This is a genomic window from Nitrospira sp. T9 (genome assembly GCF_052156535.1).
Taxonomy (GTDB): Bacteria; Nitrospirota; Nitrospiria; order Nitrospirales; family UBA8639; genus Nitrospira_E.
In genome coordinates this window covers 1-13,054 of record NZ_JBQKUP010000025.1, presented here as the reverse complement: position 1 = coordinate 13,054, position 13,054 = coordinate 1, and the positions used below count along the sequence as shown (strand labels likewise).

12 protein-coding genes and 1 pseudogene are annotated in these 13,054 nt (G+C 48.3%); 6 read left to right on the top strand and 7 right to left on the bottom strand.

Going from position 1 to position 13,054, the window contains the following annotated elements; translation table 11 throughout:
- Window positions 1-677: 677 nt before the first annotated feature.
- Complete coding sequence (locus ACTRXD_RS03335; protein WP_442430423.1) at window positions 678-1,526, bottom strand: glycosyltransferase family 2 protein; 849 nt, start codon at window positions 1,524-1,526, stop codon at window positions 678-680.
- 379 nt (window positions 1,527-1,905) lie between these two features.
- Between ACTRXD_RS03335 and ACTRXD_RS03330 the strand changes: the two genes are divergently transcribed.
- The 3 genes from ACTRXD_RS03330 to ACTRXD_RS03320 all read left to right on the top strand — a co-directional run bounded on the left by ACTRXD_RS03330 (window position 1,906) and on the right by ACTRXD_RS03320 (window position 3,772).
- Window positions 1,906-2,313 carry a response regulator gene (locus tag ACTRXD_RS03330; protein WP_442430422.1) on the top strand — a complete coding sequence of 136 codons (408 nt, stop codon included), beginning with the start codon at window positions 1,906-1,908 and terminating at the stop codon, window positions 2,311-2,313.
- 251 nt (window positions 2,314-2,564) lie between these two features.
- The gene (locus ACTRXD_RS03325; protein ID WP_442430421.1) at window positions 2,565-2,912 is read left to right on the top strand and encodes a hypothetical protein; all 348 of its coding nucleotides are present in this window, start codon (window positions 2,565-2,567) and stop codon (window positions 2,910-2,912) included.
- A gap of 641 nt (window positions 2,913-3,553) precedes the next feature.
- Window positions 3,554-3,772 carry a hypothetical protein gene (locus ACTRXD_RS03320; protein WP_442430420.1) on the top strand — a complete coding sequence of 73 codons (219 nt, stop codon included), beginning with the start codon at window positions 3,554-3,556 and terminating at the stop codon, window positions 3,770-3,772.
- Window positions 3,773-4,051: 279 nt separating this feature from the next.
- Here the strand turns inward: ACTRXD_RS03320 and ACTRXD_RS03315 are convergent, their stop codons facing one another.
- Window positions 4,052-5,152 (bottom strand): CARDB domain-containing protein, encoded by a 1,101-nt coding sequence (locus tag ACTRXD_RS03315; protein WP_442430419.1) that lies wholly within the window; start codon window positions 5,150-5,152, stop codon window positions 4,052-4,054.
- Window positions 5,152-6,114 (bottom strand): hypothetical protein, encoded by a 963-nt coding sequence (locus ACTRXD_RS03310; RefSeq protein WP_442430418.1) that lies wholly within the window; start codon window positions 6,112-6,114, stop codon window positions 5,152-5,154. The genes ACTRXD_RS03315 and ACTRXD_RS03310 overlap by 1 nt, the downstream gene beginning before the upstream one ends.
- Before the next feature lie 729 nt (window positions 6,115-6,843).
- Between ACTRXD_RS03310 and ACTRXD_RS03305 the strand changes: the two are divergent.
- Window positions 6,844-7,263: pseudogene (locus tag ACTRXD_RS03305) on the top strand (FecR domain-containing protein); the annotation flags it as partial.
- Between the two features lie 333 nt (window positions 7,264-7,596).
- Here ACTRXD_RS03305 and ACTRXD_RS03300 read toward each other — a convergent pair.
- The 3 genes from ACTRXD_RS03300 to ftcD form a co-directional block, all read right to left on the bottom strand.
- On the bottom strand, window positions 7,597-8,436 hold the full coding sequence (locus ACTRXD_RS03300) for an ion transporter (RefSeq protein WP_442430417.1): 840 nt from the start codon (window positions 8,434-8,436) through the stop codon (window positions 7,597-7,599).
- Between the two features lie 134 nt (window positions 8,437-8,570).
- Window positions 8,571-8,999: a CBS domain-containing protein gene (locus ACTRXD_RS03295; protein ID WP_442430416.1), complete on the bottom strand. Its 429-nt coding sequence runs from the start codon at window positions 8,997-8,999 to the stop codon at window positions 8,571-8,573.
- Between the two features lie 135 nt (window positions 9,000-9,134).
- Entirely contained in the window at window positions 9,135-10,052 is a 918-nt protein-coding gene (gene ftcD / locus ACTRXD_RS03290; protein WP_442430415.1) for a glutamate formimidoyltransferase, read from the bottom strand.
- Window positions 10,053-10,316: 264 nt separating this feature from the next.
- On the opposite strand from ftcD, the gene ACTRXD_RS03285 reads away from it, so the two are divergent.
- Together ACTRXD_RS03285 and ACTRXD_RS03280 are read left to right on the top strand one after the other, a co-directional pair.
- Window positions 10,317-10,847, top strand: coding sequence for a DsrE/DsrF/DrsH-like family protein (locus tag ACTRXD_RS03285; RefSeq protein ID WP_312644384.1), 531 nt, complete (start codon window positions 10,317-10,319; stop codon window positions 10,845-10,847).
- Between the two features lie 23 nt (window positions 10,848-10,870).
- A complete protein-coding gene (locus ACTRXD_RS03280) occupies window positions 10,871-11,113 on the top strand; it encodes a sulfurtransferase TusA family protein (RefSeq protein ID WP_312644386.1) in 243 nt (80 codons plus the stop codon).
- A gap of 377 nt (window positions 11,114-11,490) precedes the next feature.
- On the opposite strand, the gene ACTRXD_RS03275 is transcribed toward ACTRXD_RS03280, so the two are convergent.
- Window positions 11,491-12,507: an alcohol dehydrogenase gene (locus ACTRXD_RS03275; protein ID WP_442430414.1), complete on the bottom strand. Its 1,017-nt coding sequence runs from the start codon at window positions 12,505-12,507 to the stop codon at window positions 11,491-11,493.
- Window positions 12,508-13,054 lie beyond the last annotated feature (547 nt).

The window sequence follows — 13,054 nt, the reverse complement described above, 5'->3', positions numbered from 1 at the left end:
CCTTATAATTTCCACTTGGATTATTTTGCGGCATGTGTACTCTGACTAATAATTCCTATGCAGGGTCGGTTGAAAAAAGCCGCCAGCGGCGTTCTCCCCATTTTTCCGTGCTCACGTACTAAGCGTACGCTCCGCGCGTAAAAACGGCTGCGGCCTTGCTGGACGGACTTTTTTGAACCGACCCGGAGCCTTTGATGAGTAACCTAATCGTGGGCAAATTTGCCCTTGAAAATCTTTATCATTCAATACTCCCATGCATGAAGAGCCAAAAATCGGACACATGGGTCCCTGATGGTATTATTCTCAATTAGAGCCCACAACCGACAGTCGTACCTGTATATATTTAAAGAATATCGTCTTGCAAAACGACACGGATTACACACTGAAGTTTGCCTTCCACGCCGTCCTGCCTACCCTTGCCGGAATAGATTTGATGGGGATGATCAAGAAAGGCACAGTGCAGGAACTGAGAGTTTGGCCTTCGGGGCAGACACAAAGTTCTATGCCTTGGCTTCCGTATCACTCGGCCAATCATGAATGATTCCTCCAATGCTGGTTCGAGTCAGATTTACCATGAAATCCTTTTTCAATGGGTCTTCCGGGATAAACAGGCGGTGACCCTCAAAATTTTGATCCAGGCAGAGTATGTGGGTAAGAGGACAATCAATCCGACGGGGTTATGAGGGGTGGGAATACCGATATAGCGTTTTGATGGACTGAATCCCATCTCTCCAGCGAATTTTTTTCCCGGCCGCTTTACTTCTGGGTAAATAAGAAATCGGCACCTCTGTCACGCGCCAATTCTTCTGAGCAACTTTCAGTGTGAGCTCCAACTCCAATTCAAACCCTGATTCTTCCAGCGAGATATCGCTCAAGACTTCCTGTTTAAACACTTTGTAACCGGTCCATACATCCGTCAATGATAGCCCAGTCGCAGCATTGGTTAAGGTGGTGAAAATTTTGTTACCCAGATAGGAGACCGGTGGCCAACTCCCTTTCCAGCCCCCCAAAAACCGGGATCCGTAGACAACATCGGCCCGGCCGGTTATCACTGGCTCCAACAGCTTATAATAATCCTCTGGACTATATTCCAAATCGGCGTCCTGCACGATTACAATGCTCCCTCGAACCTGCCCAAATCCCGTTTTCAGGGCTGCGCCTTTCCCTTGATTGTGCTGATGAGCCAACACCAGGACTTGAGGACAATCGGCACGTGAATCACAGATTAATTTCTGGCTTTTTTGATCCTCTGCAGCCCCCTGACCGAACTGCTCGTAGAGCCATTCCCGAGTTCCATCCGTGGACCCGTCATCCACAATGATAAGTTCTTTTGGAATTTCCACCTTTTGCACCCGGCCGACAATCGTCTCAATCGTTTTCCGTTCGTTATAGACCGGAATAACAATACTCACCAATTGAATTTTTTGATTTATGGTATCTCGAAGGTTTTCCATATCTGATTCGACCGCAGCGGGGGCATGGCCTCCTAGAACCAATTGCTGAAGAGTTTTCGGGTAGCCTACCATGAACGTTCAGGAAACCACTCTCATTTTTTTGAGGGGAAATTCACTCCCCAAGCAAGTCTCTGGTTTTTGACGAGGAGATCTCACAATTATCTGCTGAAGTGATCAATCCGAACTAACGGATAGCGTCGATTTTTGAACAGGTTTCTCCTCCCAATTGCGGTATTGTTCATTGTCTCAAACACCTTTTTTGTCCCATCTCTTTGTCTCATGACACACCTCACGACACCCGATCCCTTGGAACAAATTGACTAAAAATAGCTCCACTTCAATGCGTTACAATGCCCAACCAATCCGGCACTCTCCTTGCGTAATTTACCGGTAATAAAAATGGATGAAGCAATAGGACAAGGAAGGAAGGAAGGGAGGGAGGCAGATGAACATGACGGTATCTTCATCCCAGACTTCAGAAATGATTTCCGGTATCGATTCCGTCACAATATTGCTCATTGATGATTCCTCGGATAATTTGATGATCCTGGGAGATATATTAGAACAAATGGGCTATCAGGTTATCTGTGCAGAAGATGGTGCGCAGGGACTTGAACTCGCTCAACGGGTTCAACCCGACTTGATATTTATGGATGTGAAAATGCTCGGCCTTGATGGATTCCAGGCCTGTGAACGACTTCGAGCACAGGAGAATTTTCAGCTTACCCCGATCATTCACATGAGCGCGCAATCAGAAATCACTCATCGAGACCGGGCCTTCGAAGCTGGAGGCTCTGAATTTTGGCTTAAACCCATAACCCCCAAGAAAATCCGGAACGAACTTCATCGATTTTTGTAATAATACGGTTCAGGTAGAATCGGGTTTTACCTTAACTGCAAGCAGCATTCATTTGGGATGAGCCCCTAAGAGACGACCTCCCTCTTTCATTGATAATAGAAATTTTCCCATTCCATGCACTCGTTTATCTAAATGGATACATGCATCCTCCCCAAGTAAACAAAGCCCCACTCACATGAAAACACCCTAACTCCCCTGTCCTATTGCTCAAATCATTGCTGAAAGCCCTTAATTAAAGAACGTATTTTGGCATGGCATGTAAATTGCTGTTTAATTATAATTATGAGGTTTCCTTCAAAATTTCCCGTTTAGGATACATTTTTGAAGGGAAAACCACACAGGAAGAGTCATTTACCAGACGCCTATTTGGCCTATTTACCTTTTACAACATGGAGAAAGTACTCATGGTTACCGGTCTAAGAAAAAATTCTACGATCAGCCTGTCCACTTGGGGCCAACGGGGAACGGCAGGGTTGATCGAGGAATGGGAACCCCGGATACCCATTCCTGAAAAAAAACAACAAACCAGTCGACGTTCATCCATCTCCAGTCCAGTCCCAATCGAGTCGAACACGGAGGAAGAAAAACTTAAAAAATAGGACTCTCCCCCCTAAAGAAGTCTCCTCAATCTTCTTCGTAAGTGAAGTATTTAGCTATCCCCCCATGGCCCTGACTTTGAATAACACAAGTCTTGAGCTTTCCACCAAAGAGTATACTTCACATAAGTAATTCCTCATCCTATGATCTAGCCCATTTAGTATTACCCCCTTTAAAATAGCTCATCATTCGTATCTGCTCCCCATGTTTACCGCATGTACCCCTTTCGGTACTTCCCCATATGACACCAATCAAAGATTTGCAGGAACAATGTTTTAACCTCTCTTTCTTTTTCTCTTTAAAATTAGTTGCTTAGCTTGCATTCCTGGTTGGCCAGAAGGCCCAACACGACCAACGGCATCAAGGTTGCTTTTATTTGGAATCAGGAACGGGTGACAGCCGACTGACCAAATAGAGAGGCAACACCATGGAAGGTATTTTACTCATCATCATCAGTTGCGTAAGTCTGTTGGGATTGGCTTCCTTGTATTGGTTATGGCGACCATAGGCAGGAACTTGCATTCATTGAACGTGAACATTTTTTTCAGCTGATATCTTTTGCGAACAAAGAAGTCTGTAATTCTCACTGCTTCAATTTTTTAGCCCATTCTGTGGCCTACGGCTTCTAAAGGAGAGACAAGCGATGAACGACACAATGACCATTAGTCGATCATGTGAAAAGGGAATGTATCTATTTCGTGAAGGCGATTATGTGTGGAGAGTGAACGAAGACGGCAAGGTGGATTGTGCCGTTCTAGGTCATCCCACTGTGTTCGAACTTCTCACCTTCATTCAGAATTGGAAAACCCCATCTCGTCGGATTTTTCAGGAATACCCCTTCCAGGATTTTCTCACTGACTGACAGGACTTTTATGCCCGACCTCCAATTCTCATCATCCTGCGTTTGACTGCCTGATTCTCCGGGCACATGCTTGACACCGACCCCTTTTGACAAGCCGACGTGAACATCCTTGAAAAGCCGCGGCCGTGCAAGACTCTTCGAGTCTTGACGGCCACGGCTACCAAGTCGATCTCCAATTGAACATGTCCGGGGATCCGGCCAAGACCCATTCCCCTACAGTAAATCAAAAACAACAAGCAGTGTTGTCCCGGGATCCATTACTCACGACCTTCTTCTTTTTCACTGAACCCGGATGGGAATATACGCACGATTATTCGAACCATTCACCTCATTGATATCATTGTCCTCATCAACAATGATTCCCAGCCAGTAATTTTGTCCCGCATTCAGATAATTGGGAATGATCACCGGAATTGTGGTGGTTAACACGTCGGCGGGATGAATCGAGCCAAAGGTTCCCCCACCAATACGGGTATCGCTATAACTAATAAAGTCATTGGTGGAGACATAGATGCCAAACGTCACATTGGAATGAGTCTGTTTCCCATTATTTTCGATCGTAAATTCAGGCCGCACCACATTTCCTCGATTCACCCGATACCCGGGTTCCCCGGCGATCGTAATACCCGTCAACGTCCCGGTGTTAGCACTATTTCGAACTCGTACCCGGTCATGACTTGAATACTCACCGCTGGCTCCGGTTCTTCGCCAGTGCGAAGCGGACACATCGTTAAAGGAAGAGCTTTGCGAGCCATACAGCACCCGCGCCCCATGCGAAGCATCTTCTCCGAAATATGTGACAGCTGATCCCCCATTGGTGTGATGATGGCGCCAGGAATCACCCATGACATTATATTCCCAATTGACATGCATCAGGCCAAGATAGTGTCCGGCCTCGTGCACGATGACCGCATCAATGGGACGCCTTGAACCGGTATAAGTAAAATTCGCGCTTTTGTTTTGGGAGGTCGTCCAGGACCGCCCTGTCGAATCCAACACAATATCCACTTCATCCAGTCCATAATGCCACCCGAATAACCAGTAGCAGTGATAGCGCATGCGGGCCTCTCCCGGTGGAGAAATACTTGCGGCCCATATTTCATTTTGTCCATTTCCACTCCCCACCCCACCGGTTTCGGTCGTATGGTTAATTGAAAACGGCGAAGGATTCGTGTTCGTAATATTCACACCTCGTTGGGCCGCCTGCAGGACGCTCCCCGCCGGGAAACTTCCGGTATTGATCCGCGCTGTCGTGGAGTTTCCTCCCCAACGCAATTTCTTGCCACTGTCTCCATTACATTCCAGCCAGGATGCTGAAAATGCGGGAGAACTCCATAACACCACGAACATCATGGATACGAAAATTTTTGTCATATTCATTATCGAAGTCCCTCCTTAGCATGAATGTCATAACGCTCTTCATCAGTTATTTTACGTCCTGCCTCATCCTTGGCCTCGAGGGCCAAGACCTCTTGGTCAGGCACTTCAAACCGTTCTTTCACGTTAGCCATCACTATTGGGGATCGAGGATCGCCGACCCGTTTATTCCACTCGCGTATGGCGTCAAAAAATACGTCGGGAGTCAAAGGATCTCCGTAAACTTCCATTGGATTAGCCTCTGGTTCGTCGGCGACATCTTTTTGGATTGGCAGAATCTGATTGCCCAGATTGACCGTCGTGACCTTTGGAGCTTCCCGCTCATAACGGGCCTGCAGATCTTTCAAGCTCTGTCGGCTCTCCCGGCTCACTCGATCTATATAGGCCTTCATTTCAGGTCGTTCCAGCAGGGCCTTAAACGAAGGGCGAGGTATTTCCATCACATTGAGATCGAAACGTGGTTTTCCACCCATGCGTAACGATTTGTGGGCTTCCACAACCGGCACTCCCCAACCATTCAACACCTGATTTTCATGTATACGGAATCTTCCCTCGACACATTCCACCAGCTGACAATCATCGATTTCTCCTCCTTTGACGAACAACACATCGGTTTGTCCAAGGGCAAACGCGGGGGCTGTCGACACCATGTAGACACCACCCTGCCCATCAGCCCCACCGGGAATTCGGAGCGTGACTTTTTTGTCCGGGACATCACCTCTCAAAACTTCCAGAACCTGATAAGTCACAAACGTATGAGGAAGACCCTGGGGTTGCTCTTTCGTGGGCTCTGAGTTTCGATATCGGATATCAACAACCTGGCCATACATAATCAAACCCGCTTCACGAACTTTAGATTGAAGACCGCCTTCGCCGGCATCATTAGGACTATGTCCCCATGCTGATGAATTGATGGCCACCATGCCAAGCATTACGGCTACGTTAAACAATACATTGAGTTTCATAGAATGCCCTTTCTGTTTCCTTTGCGTGAATACAAAATTGTCGGAACCGTGACGAAGCAGTTTTCATTTACGGATCACCGAAAACATTATGTGTCCATTTTCTGCCTTGCATCTGAATTTTGTGCGACTGCTTTCTGGGCATGCACCCTCCTTGGTGAGTTAATGAGAAAAACTATTTCTGCAGTCTGCTAAAGCAACCTCAATGCCAGAATCTTCAATGAAAAAAAACCACCGTATTCATTGGTAATTTGAAGATATTTCAATTCAAATGTTTTTCGATCAACTCCTCTTTGCCGGGGAAAGGCAACGACTGAGATACGAAAAGTATCGATTCAGATACGCACACCCTTTTCCAAACACGATCCCTCGCCCTATCACCAATCGTTCGCTTATTCATTTCCATGCACCTATCAAAATAGGACGGCCATGGTGCCAACCAGGCAGATGCCCAGAAACAATGCGCGAAAACGGGAGGACCCGGCTCCGGACCACTGAGAACACATTACTGACCGTTAAAAAAGATTTGAATTAATACCAACGCGAGAGGGAGCAGCATCGAAAGAGTTGTACAACTTTGGCCCTCAATAAGGGAACGATGCCGGGAGTAGTTCGCTGAAGAAGAGATTGAGAAATGTCATAGTGGATTTCACAGTATTTCGAACCTATGGTATTCGAGAGCAACTGAAGGAATAAGACACCCAACCCTTATATGGAGGGGACCGGGTCAAAACCGGATCGGAAAGTCAGACGTTAATGGATGTCACCAATGGCATCCAGGTGGCACTTAACGTACATTCTGATTTTCTGATTCTCTCTCGCTGGGAAGACGGTAAGAAATATATAAGGATCTTACGTCTGACGAATGGAGAGGTTTGGGTCAAAACCATGGGAGGACCAAAACCATTGGAAATCGAAACTCCCGTAGCCACAGCAGCCGTGAAGGAAACGGAATTTGACATCAAGGTCTTGCCGGATGGTCAAACGACTCTCACTGTTGTGGAGGGGATCGTGGAATTTGGCACTGCGTTCGGAACCTGCCCGATCAAAACTTCCACAATCAGCTATGGGAATCGCGGGGAAAAATGCACGAAGCCGGCTCCGGTCGACGTAGCCCCTAATGTCGCGTGGGCCCAAGGTATTCAACAGTAGCGATTTCCGTTATGTTATCGCCATAAATCGGGCCCGCTCCGGCAGACCGGACCGGGCTCGATTTTTTCGTGTCGGGATCTGCCCGAGGAGCCTGTCGGACTTCGGATGAATTGGCTGCAAAAGTGCCTAAGCGGCCCATATTTCGCCGCCTCCTTGGCCCATAGTCCCACTATAGGCCGGCAAAGCCCTCAAAATTTGCCCTCGCTCAGTCACATTTCCGCTATCGATTCCCAAAGTCCGACAGACTCCTAGTGGATTATCCCCGCCCTTTCTTTCTCTATCATTCCTTTCCACGATTGCCCTTGGAACGTAACCAACCTGGTTCCGGGTATTTTAACCTTTCAACACTTTCGATAGGGGTAAGACATTCTCTCCAGACGTTCTTTCCAAGCGCTCCTCCAGGCGCTTGAGGGCTATTTGTGTTTCTCTCAAATCCTTGAGAATCTCTTTTTGTGTAACCGGCCCCTGAAGTTCAGCCAGCCGTTCGGCTTTGGCCTCATCGAGGTTATTGATCACCACGGCAATAAACAGATTAATTACGACAAACGTCCCTAAAACCACAAAACTCACAAAATAAATCCAAGACAGGTAATGAAAATCCATGGCGGTATACATCACATCAGTCCAATCTTCCAGGGTCACGACGCGAAATAGGGTCAACAGCGAGATCCCCAATGATCGCCAATGCGTCGGATCGTGCTCATGAAACAACTGATAGCCCATGATGGCATAGACATAAAAGATCACGCCCATGAGAGTCATGACGTGAATCATGCTGGGAATAGATCTGACGAGGGTTGAAACGATAAGGCGTAGCTCAGGAATAGTCGAGATGAGACGAACCACCCGCAACAAGCGGGCTAACCGGGCAATCATGGCAAATTCACCGGTAGCCGGAATCAAAGAAAACACGATGACGGAAAAATCAAAGATGTTCCAGCCATCACGAAAATACCGGTCAATCTGAGGTGCCACTGCAATCATTTTGATGAGGGCTTCCAGAATAAAAATTCCAAGGATGACGTGATTTCCCCAATGCATCAGGGCACCATAACGTTCCACCAATGCCGGTGAGGTTTCCAGGCCAAGAATGACCCCGTTAATGAGAATAAAGGCAATGATCCCATACTCAAACCATGGAGCGCGGACAATCTGATTCGCTTGATCTTTCATCGTCGTCAACTCACAGACTCATGGCGCATTCTCACCCTAAAATCAGAAAGAAAACGTGCGCCGATTCATTCATGTTGGAAAATGAGAGGGATGAACCCAGTGAAGGAAAGCCGTAGCACAACTCTCGGGGAGCTTCAACTCCCCGATGTTTGCAAATAGCCCCGCAGTAAATCTCTTCGCGCGACGATCCCGATTAATTTCCCCTTCGAATCCACAACAGGCACTCGAATCAGATGATTATTTTGCAGGACGTCCATCAGAGTCAGCACATTGGTATCTTGCGTGACCGATACCGGATTAGCAGTCATGATATCACCTGCCGTCACCTCTTCCAGGTTTTTTCCTTTGCGCAAGGCCTTAAGTAAATCAAACTCGGAAACGATTCCAACCAATTTCGAGGTTTCGTCAATGATGGGAACAGAACCGAATCCTTCCATCATATAAGAGGCCAGTAACTTGGCTTCCGAATCCTTCATGCCCGATTGCACTTCCTTCTCCATGACACTGCCCACCGTTAACTGACCAAATTTACTGGCCCGCAAAGCTGCCACATCATCGCTCATAAGATTTTTTCCTTTTTTGACTAAAAGTTCATGCCCACTTTGTTGCTCTTTCGAATATTTCCAGTGACCCCTGCTCACAATTCACTAGGACGGGGGTATTCATCTTCCCAATTCCAGGTTATTGTACCTGATGAGTTACAACGGGAAAAGATGGTATTTCCCACACGCCACTTCCAACACGCCTTCAGGGTTCCAGTTCTTCAACTTAAGATCAGCAGCCAAATCCCCATCCCATGCCTCCTGGGGAACCAGGCCCACGATTTCACTTTCCTGAATTTTTACACCCAACCGATGTGACTCACGCTCCACAGCCTGAAATGCCGCTCGTAGGGATGTTTCCCGGAAATCCATTAGGTTCATGGACACCTGCACAAGCCCTTTTGATGACAAGGGCACACCCATGGCCTTGAGCGCAGGCAAACCTCCATCTGAAGACCGGATCGTGCCGGCAATACGACGAGCCACTTGAATGTCCTGACTTTTGAGGACCACGTTAAAGGCAATCAGGAAAAAACGGGCTCCAATTGCGACCGCTCCGGCCGTAGGATGCAATACCTTTGGCCCAAAATCAGGCTTCCAATCCTCCTCCTGATCCATCCGTTCCTGTAGCCCAGAAAGCCCTCCCCGCCGTATAATTTCCAGCCGGGCCCGCAAAGGCACTAAAGCCGCCTGTTCATAGAGAAAGACGGGAATGCCCAGTTCCTGCCCGACTCGCCTGCCCAAATCTTTGGCATACTTCGCACACTCCTCCACCGTCACGCCTCGTAAGGGAATCCAGGGCACCACATCAACCGCCCCGATGCGTGGATGCTGCCCCTGATGTCTGCGTAGGTCGATGCGATGCTGTGCTTCTTGAATAAACTGAAAAAGCGCCGTGGCCATTGCCTCAGGTTCCCCCGCAAGGGTAAAAACCGACCGATGATGATCGGGATCCATATGAAGATCGAGTAAGTCCACATTGGGTACCGACTGAATGCGCTCAGTCAATAAAGCGAGGACGGCCTTGTCCTGGCCCTCACTCACATTCGGCACACATTCTACCAACCGATCCATGGCCCCTTCCTTTCATCTGCCTGCACGGCTAAGAAGCCTGCGGTCCCTTCCTCATGCAGGCACAATCCAGAACAGGCTTTTGTTGACACCGAAAAAATTACCATATTATAGTCGAATGAGCGGTAAGCCTCATTCTTGGATAATGCCTCCAAGCAAAATCAACTCTATTAAAGGCCAAGAGCTGCTATACTCCGTAACAATACGCCTATATGGAGGACTCTTTAAAAGGCGACCCATCATATTTTTGAGAAAGAAGGTGACCTCATGAACGCCACCCACGTAGAACCAGCAACTGCCTTAGCCGAACTCAAAGAAACCAAACCCGATAAAGTGACACTTGTCGTCCTGAGTGGAGATATGGACCGCGTCATGGCGGCACTAATTATCGCCACGGGCGCTGCAGCCATGGGCATGCAGGTAACGATGTTTTTTACCTTCTGGGGGTTGAATGCCATCCGGAAGGAAAACGTGAGTAGCTCCCCTAAGGATTGGCTTCGTCGAGCCTTTGGATGGCTGAACAAAGGGGGAGCCAGTCGCCTGCCCCTCTCACGATTTCATTTTGGAGGTCTCGGAACCACCATGATGAAAAAGGTGATGAAAGATAACCGCATGCCCGGTATACCCGAACTCATGGAAACCGCCAAAGACCTGGATGTGAAGATGATTGCCTGTACCACGACCCTAGGACTCATGGGCATTTCAAAGGATACGCTCATTGATGGCATCGACCAACTCGCCGGAGTCAGCACCTATTTGGCGGAAGCCCGGCACGGGTCCGTAAACTTATTTATCTAACGACCACCACAAAAGGATAAACCATGATACCAGCCGACGTTAAACTCGATACATTGGGGTATTTTTGCCCGATGCCCATCATTCTGACCTCAAAAAAAATCAAAGAGCTCGCCTCAGGGCAAGTCCTTGAAGTGATTTCGGATGACGAAGGGATTAAAAAAGATATGCCGGCCTGGTGCGAGACAACCGGACACGCCATGGTCGGTATGGAAGAAGAAGGTGCCGCCGACAAAAAAGTCTACAAAGCCTACGTCAAAAAGGCTTGAGATTCTGCTCTTGTAGAATATCTCTTTTCCAGAGTCTCCTAACTGATCAATCACCGAGGCAAACGCTGAGGCAAAATCCGTCAATCTCCGAAAATTCAAATAAATACCTTATCCAGACGGTCCTACTTAAGGAAGTGATCCTCGACTTCCCTCGTCCGGTCATTTTCTGCGGCGAGGGAATATGAATGAATCCCCGATGACACGCGTCAGATGGGTAATGCCATGCTCAGAATATGGAAGTCGAGCCGTCGCTACAGGAACTTGTCTCCTTTCACACTGATTAACTTGCTCTTTTCATGCGCACAGCTTCTTCATTATAGGCATTCACGTTTTTGACGAAGGCAAAGCATTGGAGGAGTGACCAGTGAGTGGGTTCCTCAGCTAACCTTTAATACTACTCTGAACCTTGCTTCACCACTCATCATGCGATCATAGGCCTCAGCCGCGCGTTCAAGAGGATACTCCTCTATCATCGGCCTTATGGCCGTCATCACACTGAAGGCCAACGTATCCTGCGAATCCGACGACGTACCGGACGGCCAGCCCTGAACTGAATGTCGACCCATAATAAACTGAACGATGGGCACTTCAACCGGCTCTTCAGAGGCGCCAACCATAATTAATTTACCGTCGATGGCCAGTCCCCCGATAGTCGCACTCATGGCCTTTCCACTCGTGACGGTTGCAAGGATAATTTTCGCTCCACCAAGACCCTTAAGCGTTTCCGATACATTTTGGGCCATGCTGTCGATATAGTGCCGCGCGCCCAACTTCTTGGCCAGAGCCTCTTTGTCTTTTCCTCTGGCAATGGCGACTGTCTCGAATCCCATCTTATTGGCATACTGTACCCCTAAATGTCCAAGGCCGCCGATGCCCAGAATAGCAACCACATCACCGGGGCGTGCGCCGCTTTTACGAAGCGCATTGAAGGTCGTAATGCCGGCACAAAGCAGAGGGGCCGCTTCCACGTCGGAGAGATCCTCTGGTATGCGCGCCAAGGCTTCGACCGGAGCGATCATGTATTCGGCATAGCCTCCATCGTAACTAATTCCCGGAACCAACCCACGTTGGCAAAGGACAAAATCGCCTCGGCGGCATGGCTCACAACGGCCACAATGTCCTCCGTGCCACCCTACGCCAACCCGTTGGCCCCGTGTCCATCCCTCCACACCCGAACCCATCTCCTCGATGATACCGGCAATTTCATGTCCGGGAATACGTGGATACTCAAGACCGGGCCATAGACCTTCCTTGGTGAACACATCGCTGTGACAGATGCCGCAGGCCTGGACCTTGACCAGAACCTGCCCTGAGCCAGGAGTAGGCACCTCACGCTCGACGAGTTGCAAAGAGGCCTTTGCCTGCCGGACTTCTACGGCTTTCATCTTTTTCATGTGAATACTCCTTATTTATTCACTATAAAATTTCTCTCGACTTGGAGCCGATCGAGCCACAAGCTTCTGGCGGGTACCGAAAAATGTCACGCCAACTATCATGACAGATCAGAAAACTCTAAGAAAGGTGGATAAGGCCGAATCGGGCTTTTGTTATTCACCTTCAACCCTTGCTGCCGACACAGCCATAGGACTTCCGGCATACCTTCCTGTAAACCAAACCGATGGTGAGCCAACATTATTCGCACGTGCCGGTTAAAACAAGGGTTATATAGAGGTTAGTTTCACATTCATCACTGCTACCATCAGGTTTCAGCACAGATTCCGGCCGGCGGCCTCTTAATCCTAATCCAGTTTTCCTGTGGAATGAGATGGAAAGTTGCGGAGAAGCATGAAAGAAAAGCGGTTAGTAAAGAACCCCCCAGCAAGCTGGGAGGCATTTAAGATTTAGAAATCTAATTTCAGTTGTTTGGGATCATGTTGATGCGTGATATACCGACGAATCACCTCTGCCGTTACTTGGTCCCCTACTCTTCGGACAAAATAA